The sequence below is a fragment of the Marinobacter sp. 1-4A genome (assembly GCF_016597725.1).
In the GTDB taxonomy this organism is placed as follows: Bacteria; Pseudomonadota; Gammaproteobacteria; order Pseudomonadales; family Oleiphilaceae; genus Marinobacter.
Map to the genome: position 1 here is coordinate 118,629 of NZ_VCGY01000003.1, position 18,164 is coordinate 136,792.

Sequence of the window (18,164 nt, forward strand, 5' to 3'; positions counted from 1 at the left end):
ACTAGCTATGCAAGATAAGTCAGAGCTGTTCAGGTTAAGTGGCAAACCAAAGATTCTGGTTGTTGACGATGAGCCGACCAACATTCGCGTCCTTACAGATGCTCTCAGCCGGGACTACGATCTCGTGGTCGCATCTAGCGCTGCGGAAGCCATGAGCATTCTTGAGCAAGGCGATAAACCCCATCTGATTCTGCTGGACATCATGATGCCAGGAACGAATGGGCTCCAGATGTGCCGCGACCTGAAAGCCAGACGCGATTTGCAGCACATACCGGTTATATTTATCACGGCCCTGAGCGACTCCAGATCGGAAGAGAGGGGATTTAAGGCCGGTGCCGTTGACTATATCCAAAAGCCAATCCGCTTACCTGCGGTGAGAGCCCGGGTGCGCACGCATATTTCCCTCAGCGGGATGCTTGATCACATCACGGCACTCAATAAAGAGCTCAAAGAACAGATTGAAAAGCAGAGCAACTCCGGACAGCCCGACAACAACCTGTTCGAAAGAGTTTTCATGGCAACGTCGGAAGGCATTATCCTCCTGGACGCCAGCAACACCATCATCGCAGTGAATTCTGCATTTTCCCGCATTACGGGGTATTCCGAAAAAGACGTGCTCAATGAAAGCTACGCGAATCTGAGTAAGGATATTGATACTCAACTGAGCCTGGACAGCATCCGCAAGCATCTGACAGAGCACGACCACTGGTCTGGAGAGCTTCATAGTCGCCGAAAATCCGGAGAGCTCTACCCAGAGCTCCGAACCATCAGCACCATTCGCTCAACCAACAATGAAGTCACGCATTACGTTGTCGTGTTTAATGATATATCCAGCGTAAAAGAGACAGAGCAACGGCTGGAAGAACTGAAGTGGCGCGATCCGGTTACAGGCCTGTCAAACCGGGCCCTATTTCTGAATCAGCTTGGAACTGTGCTGAAATTCTGTACCCGTGGCAGTGTATCTACCGCTGTCCTCGTGGTGGACATCAACAATTTTCGCTATATCAACGAAACCTTCGGCTTTAAGTGCGGTGATTTGGTAATCAGAGCGTTCGCCAAGCGCCTGCGCGGTGCTGTGTTCACAGACGACTCCATAGCCAGACTTTCTGGTGATGAATTCGGTATTGTTCTCCCGCTTACAGCGCCTGCCTATTTCCGAGGTAAAGATCGACCGGAGCTTTGTACTGTCAGCGCCGGGGGATCCTATGAACGCCAACATCGTTGAGATGGTTGTGCGAATTGGCGAAACCATGGGTGCCCGGGTTGTGGCTGAGGGCGTGGAAACCCAAGCCCATGCGGACTTTCTGGCTTCCCGGCACCCGCAAGTGTACCTGCAGGGGTACTTCTTCGGCACACCACAGCCAATCGACACGTTTATTAATCCCCCCGCTCACTAGAAGCGCCTGATGGCTAACTGCAGGCGGGTGCCTACTGATCCTTCAGATCATGCTCGCCAATCTGAAGCTTCGGCCTATCTGCGTCCACCTCAGCCAGCGGCGCGCACTCCCGCATGTTTTCCAGACACCGGCGGGTTAGCCTCTGATACTCCTCAGTGCCCTGCTGCTTCCAACTGACTTCCTTATCGCTTAGCTGGCGTAGCACTTTGGCTGGAGAGCCTACAATCAGGGAGGCCGGTTCGCAGGTGAAGCCGCTTTTCACAAATGCGGCAGCGCCCACGATGGATTTTGTCGCGATAACAGCTTCATCCATAACAACGGCGTTCATTCCTACCATGGCATCTTCTTCGATCACGCAGCCATGCAACACAGCGCCGTGACCAATGTGTCCGTTGCGCCGGATAATGGCATCACGCCCGGGAAAGGCATGCACCACGCAGGTGTCCTGCAGGTTGGCGCCCTGTTCCATCACAATTCGGCCAAAATCGCCGCGCAAAGACGCACAAGGTCCTACATAGCAATCAGGGCCCACATGCACATCTCCGATAAGCACAGCACTCGGGTGGATATAAGCCGTGGGGTGGACCACTGGCGTTACACCGTCAATTCGGTAACAAGGCATAAAGCCTCCTTATAACGTGTTTGTTTTTGGAATTTTGAGCTACATTTTTTGTATCAGAATAAGCATTGCATAGCTTACACAGTGGTGGTGGAGGTTATAGCCCTTTTCAAGCCTTTCTAAGACTAAAGGCTAACAAACAAAATAGCCTTTAAAATCATAGCTCTATAAGAGCAACACTTACATCACCCACAACGTGATACAAAAATTCGATTTGAGATTCTTGACCGGTATCAATTCGAACCTATACTCTTTCCTTAAATCAATAAGGCGGATCACCGCCCTGCGGCTACCGCCTTGATAACTGTCAGACCTTACCGACAAATTCTTAGAACAACGCAATGCCGGAACCGCTACACCACAGATACTGCTCCCGGACAGACCGGGTAAAGGCGGTAGTCTGCCTGGTTTAAACACCCGCCCGAAGCGATCAAAACGGGTTTCACTGCTATCACAAGGACTCCTCCATGACAGAGCAGAGTGTACTTCTCGATATCGATCAGGGAATTGCCAAAGTAACCCTGAACCGCCCCAAAAGCCTAAACAGCTTCAACGTTGAAATGCATGAGCAAATGCGCGCTGCGCTTAAAACCATTCGTAACGACCACAGTGTGCGGGTCATGTTGCTTACCGGGAATGGTCGCGGCTTTTGTGCGGGGCAGGATCTGTCGGATCGCAATGTTAAACCCGGTGCCGAGTCGCCGGACTTGGGGCACTCCATTGAGACTTACTACAACCCGATGCTGCAAGCCATTCGGGACCTGCCCATGCCGGTTATCTGTGCCGTGAACGGCGTGGCTGCCGGTGCTGGCGCAAACATTGCCCTCGCCTGCGACATCACACTGGCTGCCCGCTCCGCAAACTTTGTGCAGGCATTTTGCAAGATTGGCCTGATTCCAGACTCCGGCGGCACATGGACACTCCCACGCGCAGTGGGAATGGCCAGAGCAAAAGGCTTGGCCATGTTGGGAGACAAACTCAGTGCCGAGAAAGCAGAACAGTGGGGCATGATTTGGCAGTGCGTGGAAGACGACGCACTTCAGGATGAAGCCATGAAGCTGGCACGCCACTTCGCGTCTCAGCCTACTAAAGGCCTGGCGATGATCAAGCGCGCGTTGCACGCCAGCACAGACAACAGTTTTGAAGAGCAGGTGGTGCTGGAAAGGGATCTTCAACGCGAGGCCGGGCGCACAGACGACTACCGTGAGGGTGTTGCCGCCTTCATGGAAAAGCGCACGCCTGAATTCAAAGGACAATAAGCATGCAGTCAATGACCACCAACACTCCCATTGCGGTTATCGGCGCTGGAGCTATGGGATCCGGCATTGCTCAAGTAGCCGCGCAAGCCGGCCATCAGGTTTTTTTACTCGACCAGCGCGATGGCGCCGCAGAAGCCGGGCGCCAGAGTGTTGCCAAACAACTGCAGCGTAGGGTCGACAAAGGGAAAATGGACCAGCAGGCGCTGGACGCGCTTCTGGCTCGCATCAAGCCGATCGAGAAACTCGTTGAGCTGGCCGAGGCGGGCTTGGTGATCGAAGCTATTATCGAAGATCTCGACATCAAGCGCAGCCTGCTGGCAGACCTTGAAGAGGTCTGTAGCGATAACGCGATTCTGGCCACCAATACATCCTCCATATCCGTGACCGCTCTGGGTGCCAACATGAAGCACCCTGAGCGTTTAGTAGGCATGCACTTCTTCAATCCGGCGCCGTTGATGGCTCTGGTAGAGGTTATCAAAGGTCTGGCCACCAGCGACGAGGTTGCACAGTGCGTTTACGCAACGGCCGCTCAGTGGGGCAAAAAACCGGTAACCGCAACCTCTACTCCCGGCTTTATTGTTAACCGGGTAGCACGGCCTTTTTACGCAGAGAGTCTGCGCCTGTTACAAGAACAGGCAACGGACAGCGCAACTCTAGACGCCATCGTGCGCGAAGCCGGAGGCTTTCGTATGGGGGCTTTCGAGCTGACCGACCTTATCGGCCACGATGTGAACTACGCGGTAACCTCCTCGGTGTTCAATTCCTACTATCAGGACACCCGCTTTTTACCTTCACTGGTGCAGAAAGAGCTGGTGGAAGCAGGTCGTTTGGGCCGCAAGAACGGACAGGGTTTTTACAGCTATGCGGAAGACTCTCAAAAGCCGGAGCCAGCAACCGTTGAAGCCGCAAGCAGCGATGCAGACACGCTCATTGTTGAAGGCAGCTCCGGCCCAATGGCCGCACTGGTAACACGCCTGAGTGAAAGCGGTCTCAAAATCATCGAGCGGGACGGCCCCGGCCGATTGCGGTTTGGCGAAGCAGTTCTGGCGCTGACCGATGGCCGCATGGCAACAGAGCGCGCTGCGGCAGAAGCCTGCAACAACCTGATTTTGGTGGATCTTGCGTTTGACTACGCCAAGGCCAGCCGCCTTGCGATTGCTGCTGCAGATCAGGCGTCACCGGAAGCAACTGCCGACGCCTGCGCCCTATTGCAAAAGGCGGGCATTGCCGTGAGCCAAATCGCCGACCGCCCGGCTTTGGTGATCATGCGCACTCTTGCAACTCTGGCCAACGAAGCCGCCGATGCCGCTCTGCATGGGGTGGCGTCTGTAAGCGATATAGATCTTGCGATGAAAGCCGGCCTCAATTACCCGGAAGGCCCGCTGCGCTGGAGCGACAACCTTGGCTCCAGTCTTCTGCACACCGTGCTGACGCACCTCCAGCAAAGCTATGGCGAGGACCGTTATCGTCCCGCATTGCTGTTGAGGAAAAACCGGTTCGCTGAAAAGGGGTTCTACTCATGAGCAACGAACATCACGCACCCGATGCACAAAAACTGGCGCAGGACTGCGCCGAGTCCATGTTCGAACGGGACCAGGCTAGCCGCAACCTCGGCATGAAAATTACCCACGTAGCCCCGGGCAAAGCCACAGTAACCATGCCGGTGACCAGCATCATGATTCAGGGCCACGGATCCTGCCATGGCGGCTACCTGTTCGCCTTGGCGGATTCCGCGTTCGCCTTTGCCTGCAACAGCTACAACAAAGCCACCGTGGCATCCGGTTGTTCCATTGAGTACATGCTCGGGGCCCGTGAGGGTGACATGCTCACCGCTCACGCGGTCGAGCAATCCCGAGGCAACCGCACCGGTGTTTACGACATTACTGTCACCAACCAGAACGGCCATGTAGTCGCCCTGTTTCGCGGGAAGTCCTATCAGGTGCGCGGCGAAGTTATCCAGTCGGAGAATGATTAATGAGTAACGAAAAACGCTTGCAAGATGCCTATATCGTAGACGCAGTTCGCACCCCCATCGGCCGCTATGGCGGCGCTTTGTCTGCCGTGCGCGCCGACGATCTGGGCGCAATTCCCATGAAGGCCCTTATGGAGCGCCACAGCGGCTTGGACTGGTCGGCAATCGACGATGTGCTCTACGGCTGTGCCAACCAAGCCGGTGAAGACAACCGTGACGTTGCGCGCATGTCTCTCCTTTTGGCGGGGCTGCCGATTGACGTTTCTGGCTGCACTCTCAACCGCTTGTGCGGCTCCGGTATGGATGCCGTTGGCAGCGCCGCCCGAGCTCTGCGCACCGGCGAAGCTGGCTTGATGTTGGCAGGCGGTGTGGAGTCCATGTCCCGGGCGCCGTTTGTGATGGGCAAAGCCGACTCTGCCTTCAGCCGCAACGCCGAAATGTTCGACACCACCATCGGCTGGCGGTTTGTGAATCCGGTGCTCAAAAAGCAGTACGGCATTGATTCGATGCCCGAAACTGCCGAGAACGTCGCGGCTGATTTCAATATCTCCCGGGAAGATCAGGACGCCTTCGCCCTGCGCAGCCAGCAACGCACAGCCGCAGCCCAGAAAGCCGGACACTTTGATAACGAGATCGTTCCAGTGAGCGTACCCCGCCGCAAACAGGATCCGCTTGTTGTGGATACCGACGAGCACCCCCGCGAAACCACTCTGGAAAAGCTGGCAAGTCTAGGCACACCTTTCCGCGCAGATGGCAGCGTAACCGCTGGCAACGCCTCTGGTGTAAACGACGGTGCCTGCGCGCTTCTGCTAGCCAGCGGTGACGCTCTAAAACAACACAACCTCAAGCCCCGTGCCCGGGTAGTTGCCATGGCCACAGCCGGTGTTGAGCCACGCATTATGGGCATGGGGCCAGCACCGGCTACCCGCAAAGTGCTGAAAACGGCGGGCCTTGAGCTGGCAGATATGGATGTCATCGAGCTTAACGAAGCCTTTGCCGCACAGGCGCTGGCCGTGCTGCGCGATTTGGGCTTGCCCGACGACGCCGAACATGTAAACCCGAACGGTGGCGCTATTTCTCTGGGCCACCCACTGGGCATGAGTGGCGCACGCCTTGTAACCACCGCACTGAATGAACTGGAGCGCCGCCACCAACAGGGCCAGAGCGCCCGTTACGCACTTTGCACCATGTGCATCGGTGTGGGTCAGGGCATTGCACTGATTATCGAACGCGTAGACAGCGCTGCGTAATGGCATTGGCCCGGGCTACGGGCCTGAAACAACGAACTTTAGCTGGCCCGGCGCCAAGTCGGGGCAACAAGAACAAGACAGGTAACAACAATGAATCTACCCATGCAAAAACTCGGCAAGCTGGACCGAATGGAAACCGCCAGTGTGGATGAGCTCCGCCACGAGCAACTTCAGCGTCTGCGCTGGAGTGTTTGGCACGCCTATACAAATGTGCCCCACTACCGGAAGGCTTTTGACGCCATCGGCCTCAAGCCAATGGACATAAACACTCTGGAAGATATTGCCAAGATTCCATTTACCGGTAAAAACGACCTCCGGGATAACTACCCGTTCAATATGTTTGCAGTGCCCATGAAGAAAGTCGTTCGGGTGCATGCTTCCAGTGGCACCACCGGCAAGCCTACCGTTGTTGGCTACACTCAGAGTGACATAGAAACCTGGGCCGACATCGTTGCCCGCTCCATTCGCGCCGGTGGCGGCAGCGCCGGAGACAAAATCCACGTGGCCTACGGCTACGGCCTGTTTACCGGGGGTCTGGGAGCCCATTATGGTGCTGAACGTCTGGGCTGTACCGTTATTCCCATGTCGGGAGGGCAAACCGAGAAGCAGGTTCAGCTGATCCAGGATTTTGAACCAGACATCATCATGGTTACACCGTCCTACATGCTCAACATTGCAGACGAACTGGACAGGCAATGTATCGACCCGAGAAAACTTCCGCTACGTCTGGGGATTTTTGGCGCCGAGCCGTGGACCAACGAAATGCGCACAGAGCTGGAAGACCGTTTGGGCATTCAGGCGCTGGATATCTACGGGCTTTCTGAAGTGATGGGCCCCGGCGTTGGTATGGAATGCTTGGAAACCAAAGACGGCCCAACCATCTGGGAAGACCATTTTTACCCCGAAATCATCAACCCCGAGACCGGCGAAGTATTACCAGACGGTGAGTACGGAGAGTTGGTATTCACCTCCCTTACCAAAGTTGCTATGCCGGTATTGCGTTACCGCACCCGCGATCTCACGCGACTGCTGCCCGGCACAGCCCGCCCGATGCGCCGGATCGACAAAATTACCGGTCGCAGCGACGACATGTTGATCATCCGCGGCGTTAACGTGTTCCCCACACAGATTGAAGAGCAAGTGCTGAAATGCCGCGCTCTGGCGCCCCACTACGAAATTGTGGTCTACAAAAAGGGCAATCTGGACTGCGTGGATGTGCGGGTTGAGCTGAAAGCAGGTGCAGAAGGCGAAAACATCAAAGAAAACGCAGCCAAAGAACTTAGCCATCACATCAAATCTTACATTGGCATAAGCACCAAAGTTGAGGTGTTCGACGCAGGTACCCTGAGCCGCTCGGAAGGCAAGGCGAATCATGTGTTTGACCGCCGCAAGGACTGATCACTTCAGCCGGGGCTGACGCGCTCAACCCCGGTTATTGTTTTTTACTTAGCGAAACAAGAAAGCGAAAGCAATCATTAATAGATAAAACAAAAGGCATTATTTTCATAAGGTTATATTGTCCACCAAAGTCTAATACGACCAACATGATACAAAATGATCTGCCTTGATATTTATTCAGTATCATATAGTATGAAATCAATGCCTGCGTTCTGTCGCAAGCACTGCTGGTCAATACCAGCAGGCCATATAAGTGATATTCGGAGAGAGAACTATGTACGCACAAATGGTTGATACCGGCACCAAGCGCCTCAAGACCCTGGAAGAGATGTCTCCCGAAGAAAGGGACTTTCAGGAAAAAATTGATGCCGAAACCAAGATCGAACCAAAGAACTGGATGCCTGACGCCTACCGCAAAACTCTGGTGCGCCAGATTTCCCAGCATGCGCACTCAGAGATTGTCGGCATGCTGCCGGAAGGCAACTGGGTAACGCGCGCCCCAACTCTTAAGCGCAAGCTACAGTTGATGGCCAAAATTCAGGACGAAGCTGGCCACGGCCTTTACCTGTACAGCGCTATGGAAACTTTGGGTGCGGACCGCGATGAAGAAGTGCAAAAGCTGCACGACGGCAGAGCCAAGTACTCCAGTATCTTCAACTACCCAACCCTAAACTGGGCCGACATGGGGGCTGTTGGTTGGCTGGTTGATGGCGCCGCCATTGTGAATCAGGTGGTATTGCAGCGTACATCTTACGGCCCTTACTCCCGTGCCATGGTACGCATCTGTAAGGAAGAGAGCTTTCACCAGCGTCAGGGCTATCAGATTTTGCTCGACATGATGCGCGAAGGCACCCAAGAGCAAAAGGATATGGTGCAAGACGCCATCAACCGTCTCTGGTGGCCAGCGCTGATGATGTTTGGTCCGCACGATGACGAGTCTCCGAATTCCCAGCAGTCCATGGTCTGGAAGATCAAGCGCAAGAGTAACGACGAACTGCGCCAGATGTTCATTGACCAAACCATTCCACAGCTCGAGTTCCTCGGTTGCACCGTACCGGATCCGGACCTGAAGTGGAACGAAGAGCGTGGTCACTACGATTTCGGCGAGATCAACTGGAAAGAGTTTTACGATGTGCTGAAGGGCAACGGCCCTTGCAACCACGAGCGGATTTCCACACGCCGCAAAGCTATCGATGAGGGTGCCTGGGTACGGGAAGCTGCCGTTGCCTACGCCGCAAAACAAAAACAACGCGCAGCTAAAGCCGCGTAAACAGGAGTAACAACAATGTCTGAATGGGTCCTTTACGAAGTATTCGTACGTAGCAAGCACGGCCTAAACCACAAGCATGTGGGTAGCGTGCACGCTGCAGATAACGAAATGGCCATGGAAAATGCCCGCGAGCTCTACACCCGTCGTAGCGAAGGGGTCAGCATTTGGGTTGTGCCCTCAGCCACCATTACGGCCTCCGCTTCCGACGAGAAGGAAGCGTTGTTCGATCCTTCTGAAGACAAGGTTTATCGGCACGCTTCGTTCTATAAGCTGCCTGACGAAGTCGGACACATGTGAGGAGCAACCCATGACACAGCAAGAAGCTTTACAGGAATACCTGCTGCGAATGGCAGATTCCGGAATGATTTTGGCACAGCGCCTGAGCGAGCTGGTCGGCAAGGCGCCGGCTCTGGAAGAAGAGTTGGCATCGTCAAATGTAGCTCTCGACTTGATCGGCCAAGCGCGCAACTGGTACGAGTACGCCGCCGAATTAATTGACGACGGCCGCGATGCCGACAAGCTGGTGTTTTTGCGGGATGCCCACGACTACCGCAACCTGCTGATGGTTGAGCAGCCAAATGACGATTACGCGGTCACCATGGCACGTCAGTTTTTCTTCGACGTATGGCACTACTTCACGCTGAAAGCCTTGGTGAATGCAAAAGACGAGCGCATTGCCAACATTGCGGCCAAAGCTGTCAAAGAAGCAACCTACCACCTGCGTCGCTCTTCTGAGTGGGTAAAGCGTATGGGCGACGGTACGGAAGAAAGCCACCGCCGTATTCAGGATGCGTTCAACCTTCTGTGGCGCTTCACAGGCGAGCTGATAACCCCGGATGACATCGACCATGCCATGTTCGAGGCGGGTATAGGCCCGGACCCTCAGCAGCTGAAGCAAGATTGGTTTGGCATGGTGCGTGAAGTTGCAGCACAAGCCACTCTAGCTGTCGGTGAGGAAGATGCCTGGATGTACATGGGCGGAAAGACTGGTGAGCACACCGAGCATCTGGGGCACATTCTGGCTGTGATGCAGTTCCTGCCTCGCGCCTACCCAGACGCAACTACCTGGTAAGCCTGTCTGTTAAGGGGAGCATCTCCGGTGAACGAACATGAACCGTCGTCTGTAGACGTACTGATTGCTAGCGACCGGGTGCCGGCCAACGCCCGCCCGGAACTGCTGACAGAAGACGCAATCTGGGCATTGCTGGATAACGTTCTGGATCCGGAGGTGCCCGCGGTAAGCGTGGTAGAGCTGGGCATTGTTCGTGACCTGAGCTGGGATGGCACGCATCTGACTGTAGATGTTACGCCAACCTACTCTGGTTGCCCGGCAACAGAGCTGATCGAAGAGCTGATTGCCGAGGCCATGCGCGCTGCTGGCATTCGCGACCCACAGATCAACCGCGTGCTGACACCCGCTTGGACCACAGACTGGATAACCGAAGAAGGCCGGGAGAAACTCCGGGCATTTGGCATAGCGCCGCCTCAGGGCAGTGCCAGCAAAATGAGCCTGCTGGGCGCCGACGATGTGATTGCCTGCCCTCTATGTGGCAGCGAACACACTGAACGCCTTAGCGAATTCGGCTCCACAGCCTGCAAGGCGCTATACCGTTGCCTTGATTGCCGCGAACCCTTCGACTACTTCAAATGCATATAGAGCCGATACGATCATGAATAAATTCTACTCACTGGCCCTCAAAGAGGTCAGGCCGGAAACAAGAAACGCCGTATCCCTGTGCTTTGATCTGCCGGAAGATCTGGCAGAAAAATTCAAGTACAAGCAGGGCCAACACCTTGTGGTGCGCACCAAAGTAGATGGCGCAGAAGTTCGCCGCACCTACTCCATTTGCTCCAGCGTGAACGATGCGGAACTGCGCATCGCCATCAAGCGTGTGCCCGGTGGCGTATTCTCCAGTCTGGCCAATGAACAATTGAAGCCCGGATCTACTCTGGAAGTCATGCCGCCCCAAGGTACTTTTGGTATCGATCTGGATCCCGAGCGGGAAGGCAACTACCTGGCAGTTGCGGCTGGCAGTGGTATCACCCCGATTCTGTCCATTATAAAAACGACGCTGGAAACCGAGCCCAAGAGCCAGTTCACTTTGTTCTACGGCAACAAAGGTACCAGCAGCACTATGTTCCGCGACCAGCTGCAAGATCTGAAAAACGAATACATGACCCGCTTTAACTTGGTGTACATCTTCACCCGGGAAGAGCAGGACATAGACCTGTACAACGGGCGCATTGATGGCGACAAGTGTGATCAGTTATTCGACCACTGGATTGACGCTAAAAACCTAACCGGCGCATTCCTTTGCGGTCCCCAGATGTTGACAGAAGTAGTACGGGAATCCCTTGAGCGTCATGGTCTGGACAAGTCGAAAGTTCACTACGAACTCTTTACCCCGGCCGGTGGTGTGCCTCAGGCACGCAAAGACCGCGCAGACACCAACATCAATCCGGACGCCGTTAGCGTTGTCACCGTTAAAGCAGACGGTCGCTCTCTCACCTTTGATCTGGTGCGCGACACCAAGAGTGTTCTTCAGGCTGGCATCGACGAAGGCGCCGACCTGCCCTACTCGTGTCAGGCTGGTGTGTGCTCAACCTGCCGCGCGAAGGTAGTAGAAGGCGAAGTGGAAATGGACCAGAACTTTGCCCTAGAAGACTACGAAGTAGCCGCAGGCTATGTGCTGTCCTGTCAGTGCTACCCCGTAAGTGACAAGGTCACTCTCGACTACGACGCTTAGTAATTCTGGAGTTAATGTTAATGTCAGTTCTTAAGAGTTTTATTGCCGGTGAATGGATTGGTGGGCAGCAAGCAAAAGCGCTGCCCAGCGCCATTAACGGCGAGATTGTTGCCCATACCCACGGCGATACACTCGATTTTAAAAACGCTGTTGAATACGGACGCAAGGTTGGCGGCAGAAACCTGATGGCTATGGACTTTCAGGAACGCGCACTGGCTCTCAAAGCCATGGCCCTGTACTTGCAGGAGCATAAAAAGGAACTCTATGCTCTATCCTTGCACACCGGCTCCAGCAAATCCGATAACGGCATCGATATCGATGGCGGGTTCGGTACCTTGTTTTCCTACGCCAGCATGGGGCGGCGCGAGCTGCCCTCAGGTAATGTGGTTCACGAAGGCCCGGTTACCCAGCTCGGCAAGAACAACCACTTCGCGGGCACACACATTTTGGTGCCCCGTGGTGGTGTAGCCATTCATATCGATGCTTACAACTTCCCTGTTTGGGGCATGCTGGAAAAGTTTGCACCTACCTTTTTGGCGGGCATGCCTTCCATTGTGAAGCCAGCAACATCCACCTGTTATGTCACCGAGCTAGCGGTGCGCCTGATGCACGAATCCGGCGCCCTGCCTGAAGGCAGCCTGCAGTTGATCATCGGCAGCACGGGTGATCTGTTCGAGCATCTCGAAGAGCAGGATGTGGTTACCTTTACCGGTTCGGCGAAAACCGCCCGCATGCTGCGCAACCATCCAAACATCATCAACCGTTCCATTCCGTTCAATGCCGAGGCCGATTCGCTTAACAGCGCCGTTCTGGCTCCGGATGTGACACCCGAACACGAAGAGTTTGATCTATTCGTACGGGAAATCGGTCGTGAAATGGTGGCTAAGGCTGGCCAGAAATGCACCGCCATCCGCCGTGTAATGGTGCCTCAGGAACACGTACAGGCTGTGTGCGACAAGCTTAAAGAGCGCCTGTCGAAAATCACGGTGGGCGACCCCTCGGTGGAAGGCGTGCGCATGGGTGCTCTGGCCTCTATTGATCAGCTGGAAGATGTAAAAGCCAACATTCAGGAATTGCTGAAAACCAGTGAGCTGGTTGTCGGTGGCGACGGCAGCTTCAAGCCCACAGGCGAAGGCACGGAAAAAGGCGCTTTCATCGAGCCGCACCTGCTGCTGTGCCGCAATCCGGAGAACGGCTGTGGCGCTCACGACATAGAGGCGTTCGGCCCGGTTGCCACGGTTATTCCCTACAACTCGCTAGACGATGTCGTTGATCTGGTTGCCAAGGGCCGCGGCTCACTGGTCACCACGGTTACCACTCGCGATGCGGCTACGATTGCCAAGCTAGCACCGGCGCTGGCTGCCTATCATGGCCGCCTACACTTGCTGGATGCAGAAGCAGCGAAGGAGTCCACGGGCCACGGCTCCCCCCTACCCATGCTAAAACACGGTGGCCCGGGACGCGCCGGTGGTGGTGAAGAACTAGGTGGTATCCGCGCTGTATATCACTACCTGCAACGCACCGCCATTCAGGGTTCGCCTACCATGTTGGCCGCCGTTACCGGCGAGTACATCCGTGGCGCCAAGGTGATCGAGAACGACATACACCCGTTCCGCTACCACTTTGAAGACCTGCAGATTAACCAGTCGCTGCTGACCCATCGCCGCACGGTTACGGAAGCAGATCTGGTGAACTTCGGCTGCCTGTCTGGCGACCACTTCTACATGCACTTTGATGAGATAGCCGCCAAAAACAGCCAATTCGGCAAGCGTATTGCCCATGGCTACTTTGTGTTGTCTGCCGCAGCTGGCATGTTCGTTCACCCGGCCGAAGGGCCGGTACTGGCGAACTACGGTCTGGATACCCTACGCTTTATCGAGCCGGTCGCACCGGGCGATACCATTCGCGCCCGCCTGACGTGCAAGCGTAAGATCGATCAGGGCCGAACCTCACCCGATGGCCACCCGCAAGGCGTGGTTGTTTGGGATGTTCAGGTAACCAATCAGAATGACGAGCTGGTTGCCAGCTACGACATACTGACACTGGTCGCGAAAAAGGGTGGTCTTTAAAAAGGCTAGTCTCTAACAAAAAGGTGCCAAAAAGCCGGAGTGATTCCTCCGGCCATAAAAAAACCGCCAGCAGCTAAATGCTCTGGCGGTTTTTTGTGCCTAGTGTCCCATCACATACCCAAATACGCCTCGCGTACTTTTTCGTTACTCAGCAACTCGCGGCCAGTGCCTTCAATAACCACACGGCCGGTTTCCAGCACGTAACCCCGGTCGGCAAGTGCGAGCGCCTGAGAGGCGTTCTGCTCTACCAGGAAAATGGTAATGCCTTCGTTTTTAAGCTCTTTAACAATATTGAATATTTCTTCAATAATCAGCGGCGCCAGCCCCATACTGGGCTCGTCCAATAGCAAGAGCCTGGGCTTAGCCATGAGCGCGCGGCCCATTGCCAGCATCTGTTGCTGTCCGCCGGATAGCTCACCCGCCAGGTTACGACGTTTCTGGCGCAGTATGGGGAACTTCTCATACATGCGTTCAATATCGTCTTCTACTTCCGGGCTGCGCCCACGGGTGTAGGCGCCTAACAATAAGTTGTCTTCAACGCTCAGATCCTTGAACACCTGACGACCTTCGGGCACCTGTACAATGCCATTGGCAACCCGTTGGTCCGTGCTCATTTTCAGCAGGTCTTTGCCTTCAAAATTAATGCTGCCGCTGTCTGTCGGCTGCAGTCCGGAGATGGTCATCAGCAACGTCGACTTGCCCGCGCCGTTGGCGCCTACCAGAGACACAATCTCACCGCTGTTTATGCGGATATCAATGCCGTGAAGAGCTTCTATCTGGCCATAAGAGGTCTTCAGGCCTTTGATAGAAAGCATTTCCTCCGTCGCGCGCTGAGCGGTTCTGCGCGGGGCATGGTGTAGCCCTAGCCCACCGAGGCGTTCCGGCGTGTAACTCACAATCCGATGACGCAATTCGCGGAATTCGTCCCGCACCCTTTCGCCAAACAACGGATCGTTGGACTGATCCCGGGATTCCGTAATTAGGCGCCAATCATCTTCACTCAGGAGCTTGCGCGCCCGAGGAATAACCACGCCTTCTTCTTTCTTGATGTGCTTGCGCAAGGCCTCGGTAAACCGTGCCAGCGCGTGGCTGAAGTCTTCGCGGCCATCCGGCCACTTCTCCATGCACACCATCAGTAGATGGCGCAGCTCATTGATTTTTTGATCACCAATTACATACCCGTGTGCCAGCTTATCCAACAACGGCTTGGTGTCCGGCGACTTTTCACCCAGAACACGATACAGCACAATTTCTTCGGGAGAACTGTGTACTCGCCGTGCAAAGTGCTGGATGTAATCGAAGATGGTGCTGAACAGCGTTTCATCGGGTTTCTGTTCATTGATATTCATGTCGTGCTGAAGCTGATCCAGCAAATCCAGTATGCGCCATAGGGCCTGATGTTCCTGAACAATCGTGCTTATGGCTTGCAGGCTGTAGCTGTCTTCAGGCGCGACGTTGGTCGGTGTCTGTGTCATTGTAATTATTCCTCGCTCCGTTTAACCGCCCAGGTAGGCTGCAATCACATCCGGATTCGTGCGGATCTGTTCCGGTGTGCCTTCGGCCAGTACGCGCCCATAGTTAAGCACCAGCAAACGGTCGGAAATTCCCATCACCAGCTTCATGTCGTGCTCTACCAGCATTACGGTAATACCCTGCTCTGCTATCTTGCGGATAAGATCTTCCAGCGCGGCGGTCTCCACAGCGTTCAGGCCTGCCGCTGGCTCATCCAGCAACACAACCTTGGGCTCGGCCGCCAGCGCCCGGGCAATCTCAAGACGCTTCAGCGCCCCGTAAGACATGGCAGAAGCCTCGGTATCGAGGTATTCACCACAACCCACAAACTCCATCAGTTCTGCGGAGGTCTTGCGCGCGGCCTTCTCGCCACGGGTGAGCGCAGGCAAGCGGAATAGCGTGGTCAACAAATTGCTTTTTAATGTCAGATGTCGGCCCAGCATTACGTTTTCAATGGCCGTCATATTCATGCAAATCTGCATCTGCTGGAAAGTTCGGCACATACCACGCTCAGCCAACTGGTTGGGCTGCAGCTTGGCAATGCTTTCTCCATTGAGCTTCACCTCACCACTGGTGGGCGTGTACAAGCCTGTAATCAGGTTAAACAGTGTGGTTTTACCGGCGCCGTTGGGGCCGATCACCGAATACACCTGCCCAGCCTCCACTGAAAAACTAACACCTTCAACAGCGTGTACACCGCCAAACGCCTTGGACAGATTATTGACTTCCACCAGAGCCGTCATGCGTCACCTCCGGCAGCCTTTGAGCGGCGTTTTGCCAAGAAATTTGCAGCAGTCGGCAGCAATCCCTTGGGCATAAAGATCATGGTCAACATCAATATCAGACCAAACAACACCATTTCCATCTCCTGAAAATCGGCCAGCAGTTGCGGCAGCAGTTCCAGCACCACAGCACCGATAATCACACCAATGGTTGAGCCCATGCCGCCCAAAACCACCATGGTGATCAACAGAATAGAGAAGTCGAAACTGGCCACCGACGGCGTAATAAAACCCTGAAAATGTCCGTAAAGTGCACCCATCACACTTGCGTAGACCGCAGAGATCACGAACACCAGACTCTTATACTTGGCGGTGTTTACACCGACCACACTGGCGGCAACTTCCGAACCATGCACAGAGCGCAAGGCGCGGCCTATGGGTGAATCAATAAGGTTCTGTGCCAACCAAACCGCAACCAGCAATACCACACCGGCAAACAGGTACCAGGCCAGATCCCCACTGATCTCCATACCGAACAACGAATACTGCCCAAAAACACTGAGTTCCCAACCGAATACATCAAAGGAGGGCACTGGCATGCCATCCGGCCCGCCGGTTATTTCCCGTTCGTTGTTCAGGATAATCGCAATAATGAAGCCAACTGCAAGGGTCGCCATAGAGAGATAATGGCCTTTAAGCCGCAGAATGGGGCGACCGACAACCCACGCAATAATGGCCACTCCAACGGCGCCCACAATTAAAGCGGGAATGGCAGACCAACCGTAATTGCTGGTCATGATGCCACTGAAGTAAGCGCCTATGCCGAAAAACCCGGCATGGCCCAAACTGATCTGGCCAGCAAAGCCAACCAGCAGGTTGAGGCCAACCACCGCCCCGGCAATCAACGCAATCTGCGTCGCAAGGCTGTAGTGGAACGGGTTGGAAATGAACAGTGGTAACGCAAATACCACGAGGGCCAGAAATACCAGACCCTTGAGACGGAACTGCGAGAATTGAGCCATCATCACACCCGCTCCACAACTTTGGCGCCAAACAGGCCCCGGGGCATGAAGAACAACACCAAAAGAATCATCGAGAAGGCGACGGCATCTTTGTAATCAGACGACAAATAGCCCGCGGCCATGGCCTCCACCACACCCAACGCCAAGCCACCTACAACAGCACCCATGCCGCTGCCGAGCCCACCGATGGCTGCCGCCACAAAGCCTTTCAGCCCTAGAATGATGCCGATGTCATAGGAGGTAAAGGTGATCGGCGCCACAACAATGCCGGCCACGGAGCCCAGCAGCGCAGACACCATGAACGCCAGCATCAACACAACCTGAGTACGAATACCCACCAGGCGTGCGGCGTCTTTGTTCATTGATGTCGCCAGAATGGCCTTGCCAGTCAGTGTGCGGGTAAAGAAATACACCAGTACCGCCACAAGAACGGAGCCAACACCCAGAACCCAAAGGCTCTGGCTATTCAGTACAGCGCCAAAAATCTGAATCGGCTCATCGCCGCTGAAGTTGGGCATAACGTGGTATTCCTTACCCCATACCAACTGGGCAAGGCCACGAATAAAGATAGACGCACCAATGGTGATGATAATCAGCGTAACCACATCCGCATTTTTTGCGGGTGCAATAGCCAGACGCTGCAGCGCAACACCCAACACGCCCGCAAGCACTACGGCCAGCACGATTGCAAGGAGCATGGGTACGCCCATGGCGGTCAGGGAAACGGTCGCCATTCCGCCGATCATCAAAAACTCGCCTTGAGCGAAGTTAATAACGTGGCTGGCGTTGTATATCAGGGTAAAGCCCAAAGCAATAAGGGCGTAGGTAGCACCAATGGTGATACCCGTAAACAGGTACTGCAGGAATTCAGAGAACATAATCGGGTCCGCTCGCGCAGCGGCTGCCAGCTTCAGGGGAATAGCTGGC

Annotated in this window: 18 protein-coding genes and 1 pseudogene; 13 read left to right on the plus strand and 6 right to left on the minus strand. The window is 54.9% G+C overall.

Translation table 11 applies throughout. From position 1 onward, the window contains the following. Window positions 1-7 precede the first annotated feature (7 nt). Window positions 8-1,225 (plus strand): response regulator, encoded by a 1,218-nt coding sequence (locus tag FE845_RS07615; RefSeq protein ID WP_200363092.1) that lies wholly within the window; start codon window positions 8-10, stop codon window positions 1,223-1,225. Then, window positions 1,113-1,397, plus strand: a complete 285-nt coding sequence (locus tag FE845_RS07620) for an EAL domain-containing protein (RefSeq protein ID WP_227714183.1) — start codon at window positions 1,113-1,115, stop codon at window positions 1,395-1,397. Before FE845_RS07615 ends, FE845_RS07620 begins: the two co-directional genes overlap by 113 nt. A gap of 31 nt (window positions 1,398-1,428) precedes the next feature. Here FE845_RS07620 and FE845_RS07625 read toward each other — a convergent pair whose 3' ends face one another. Beyond that, on the minus strand, window positions 1,429-2,019 hold the full coding sequence (locus FE845_RS07625) for a phenylacetic acid degradation protein PaaY (protein WP_200363096.1): 591 nt from the start codon (window positions 2,017-2,019) through the stop codon (window positions 1,429-1,431). A gap of 464 nt (window positions 2,020-2,483) precedes the next feature. Between FE845_RS07625 and paaG the strand changes: the two genes are divergently transcribed. The 11 genes from paaG to paaZ all read left to right on the plus strand — a co-directional run bounded on the left by paaG (window position 2,484) and on the right by paaZ (window position 13,981). Continuing rightward, the gene (gene paaG, locus FE845_RS07630; protein ID WP_200363098.1) at window positions 2,484-3,275 is read left to right on the plus strand and encodes a 2-(1,2-epoxy-1,2-dihydrophenyl)acetyl-CoA isomerase PaaG; all 792 of its coding nucleotides are present in this window, start codon (window positions 2,484-2,486) and stop codon (window positions 3,273-3,275) included. Between the two features lie 2 nt (window positions 3,276-3,277). Beyond that, window positions 3,278-4,798 carry a 3-hydroxyacyl-CoA dehydrogenase PaaH gene (gene paaH, locus FE845_RS07635; protein WP_200363100.1) on the plus strand — a complete coding sequence of 507 codons (1,521 nt, stop codon included), beginning with the start codon at window positions 3,278-3,280 and terminating at the stop codon, window positions 4,796-4,798. After that, window positions 4,795-5,250, plus strand: a complete 456-nt coding sequence (gene paaI, locus FE845_RS07640; protein ID WP_200363102.1) for a hydroxyphenylacetyl-CoA thioesterase PaaI — start codon at window positions 4,795-4,797, stop codon at window positions 5,248-5,250. Before paaH ends, paaI begins: the two co-directional genes overlap by 4 nt. Further along, window positions 5,250-6,497 (plus strand): 3-oxoadipyl-CoA thiolase, encoded by a 1,248-nt coding sequence (gene pcaF / locus FE845_RS07645; RefSeq protein WP_320159673.1) that lies wholly within the window; start codon window positions 5,250-5,252, stop codon window positions 6,495-6,497. The genes paaI and pcaF overlap by 1 nt, the downstream gene beginning before the upstream one ends. A gap of 90 nt (window positions 6,498-6,587) precedes the next feature. After that, window positions 6,588-7,895, plus strand: a complete 1,308-nt coding sequence (gene paaK / locus FE845_RS07650) for a phenylacetate--CoA ligase PaaK (RefSeq protein ID WP_200363104.1) — start codon at window positions 6,588-6,590, stop codon at window positions 7,893-7,895. A gap of 274 nt (window positions 7,896-8,169) precedes the next feature. Next, a complete protein-coding gene (gene paaA, locus FE845_RS07655) occupies window positions 8,170-9,165 on the plus strand; it encodes a 1,2-phenylacetyl-CoA epoxidase subunit PaaA (RefSeq protein WP_200363106.1) in 996 nt (331 codons plus the stop codon). Window positions 9,166-9,180: 15 nt separating this feature from the next. Next, window positions 9,181-9,462, plus strand: coding sequence for a 1,2-phenylacetyl-CoA epoxidase subunit PaaB (gene paaB, locus FE845_RS07660; RefSeq protein ID WP_200363108.1), 282 nt, complete (start codon window positions 9,181-9,183; stop codon window positions 9,460-9,462). Between the two features lie 10 nt (window positions 9,463-9,472). Next, window positions 9,473-10,237 carry a 1,2-phenylacetyl-CoA epoxidase subunit PaaC gene (gene paaC / locus FE845_RS07665; protein ID WP_200363110.1) on the plus strand — a complete coding sequence of 255 codons (765 nt, stop codon included), beginning with the start codon at window positions 9,473-9,475 and terminating at the stop codon, window positions 10,235-10,237. Between the two features lie 27 nt (window positions 10,238-10,264). Further along, a complete protein-coding gene (gene paaD / locus FE845_RS07670) occupies window positions 10,265-10,822 on the plus strand; it encodes a 1,2-phenylacetyl-CoA epoxidase subunit PaaD (protein WP_200363113.1) in 558 nt (185 codons plus the stop codon). Window positions 10,823-10,835: 13 nt separating this feature from the next. Then, the gene (gene paaE, locus FE845_RS07675; RefSeq protein ID WP_200363115.1) at window positions 10,836-11,912 is read left to right on the plus strand and encodes a 1,2-phenylacetyl-CoA epoxidase subunit PaaE; all 1,077 of its coding nucleotides are present in this window, start codon (window positions 10,836-10,838) and stop codon (window positions 11,910-11,912) included. A 20-nt stretch (window positions 11,913-11,932) separates the two neighbouring features. Beyond that, window positions 11,933-13,981: a phenylacetic acid degradation bifunctional protein PaaZ gene (paaZ, locus tag FE845_RS07680; protein WP_200363118.1), complete on the plus strand. Its 2,049-nt coding sequence runs from the start codon at window positions 11,933-11,935 to the stop codon at window positions 13,979-13,981. 110 nt (window positions 13,982-14,091) lie between these two features. Here paaZ and FE845_RS18590 read toward each other — a convergent pair whose 3' ends face one another. From FE845_RS18590 to FE845_RS07700, 5 genes and pseudogenes are all read right to left on the minus strand, one after another. Continuing rightward, window positions 14,092-14,796 (minus strand): ABC transporter ATP-binding protein, encoded by a 705-nt coding sequence (locus FE845_RS18590; protein ID WP_227714222.1) that lies wholly within the window; start codon window positions 14,794-14,796, stop codon window positions 14,092-14,094. A gap of 210 nt (window positions 14,797-15,006) precedes the next feature. Then, a pseudogene (locus FE845_RS18595) lies at window positions 15,007-15,456 on the minus strand (hemerythrin domain-containing protein); the annotation flags it as partial. Between the two features lie 21 nt (window positions 15,457-15,477). Next, a complete protein-coding gene (locus FE845_RS07690) occupies window positions 15,478-16,236 on the minus strand; it encodes an ABC transporter ATP-binding protein (RefSeq protein WP_200363123.1) in 759 nt (252 codons plus the stop codon). Continuing rightward, window positions 16,233-17,240 carry a branched-chain amino acid ABC transporter permease gene (locus FE845_RS07695; protein WP_200363125.1) on the minus strand — a complete coding sequence of 336 codons (1,008 nt, stop codon included), beginning with the start codon at window positions 17,238-17,240 and terminating at the stop codon, window positions 16,233-16,235. The genes FE845_RS07690 and FE845_RS07695 overlap by 4 nt, the downstream gene beginning before the upstream one ends. Then, entirely contained in the window at window positions 17,240-18,115 is an 876-nt protein-coding gene (locus FE845_RS07700) for a branched-chain amino acid ABC transporter permease (RefSeq protein ID WP_200363127.1), read from the minus strand. Before FE845_RS07700 ends, FE845_RS07695 begins: the two co-directional genes overlap by 1 nt. Window positions 18,116-18,164: the final 49 nt, after the last annotated feature.

Excerpts from the sequence above, each read along its gene's own strand:
- FE845_RS07690 (WP_200363123.1), bottom strand. The coding sequence starts at position 16,236 with ATGACGGCTCTGGTGGAAGTCAATAATCTGTCCAAGGCGTTTGGCGGT.
- paaK (WP_200363104.1), top strand. The coding sequence starts at position 6,588 with ATGAATCTACCCATGCAAAAACTCGGCAAGCTGGACCGAATGGAAACC.
- FE845_RS07615 (WP_200363092.1), top strand. The coding sequence starts at position 8 with ATGCAAGATAAGTCAGAGCTGTTCAGGTTAAGTGGCAAACCAAAGATT.
- paaE (WP_200363115.1), top strand. The coding sequence starts at position 10,836 with ATGAATAAATTCTACTCACTGGCCCTCAAAGAGGTCAGGCCGGAAACA.
- FE845_RS07695 (WP_200363125.1), bottom strand. The coding sequence starts at position 17,240 with ATGATGGCTCAATTCTCGCAGTTCCGTCTCAAGGGTCTGGTATTTCTG.
- paaH (WP_200363100.1), top strand. The coding sequence starts at position 3,278 with ATGCAGTCAATGACCACCAACACTCCCATTGCGGTTATCGGCGCTGGA.
- pcaF (WP_320159673.1), top strand. The coding sequence starts at position 5,250 with ATGAGTAACGAAAAACGCTTGCAAGATGCCTATATCGTAGACGCAGTT.
- FE845_RS18590 (WP_227714222.1), bottom strand. The coding sequence starts at position 14,796 with ATGCTTTCTATCAAAGGCCTGAAGACCTCTTATGGCCAGATAGAAGCT.
- paaC (WP_200363110.1), top strand. The coding sequence starts at position 9,473 with ATGACACAGCAAGAAGCTTTACAGGAATACCTGCTGCGAATGGCAGAT.
- paaZ (WP_200363118.1), top strand. The coding sequence starts at position 11,933 with ATGTCAGTTCTTAAGAGTTTTATTGCCGGTGAATGGATTGGTGGGCAG.
- paaA (WP_200363106.1), top strand. The coding sequence starts at position 8,170 with ATGTACGCACAAATGGTTGATACCGGCACCAAGCGCCTCAAGACCCTG.
- paaI (WP_200363102.1), top strand. The coding sequence starts at position 4,795 with ATGAGCAACGAACATCACGCACCCGATGCACAAAAACTGGCGCAGGAC.
- FE845_RS07700 (WP_200363127.1), bottom strand. The coding sequence starts at position 18,115 with ATGTTCTCTGAATTCCTGCAGTACCTGTTTACGGGTATCACCATTGGT.
- FE845_RS07620 (WP_227714183.1), top strand. The coding sequence starts at position 1,113 with ATGAATTCGGTATTGTTCTCCCGCTTACAGCGCCTGCCTATTTCCGAG.
- paaG (WP_200363098.1), top strand. The coding sequence starts at position 2,484 with ATGACAGAGCAGAGTGTACTTCTCGATATCGATCAGGGAATTGCCAAA.
- FE845_RS07625 (WP_200363096.1), bottom strand. The coding sequence starts at position 2,019 with ATGCCTTGTTACCGAATTGACGGTGTAACGCCAGTGGTCCACCCCACG.
- paaB (WP_200363108.1), top strand. The coding sequence starts at position 9,181 with ATGTCTGAATGGGTCCTTTACGAAGTATTCGTACGTAGCAAGCACGGC.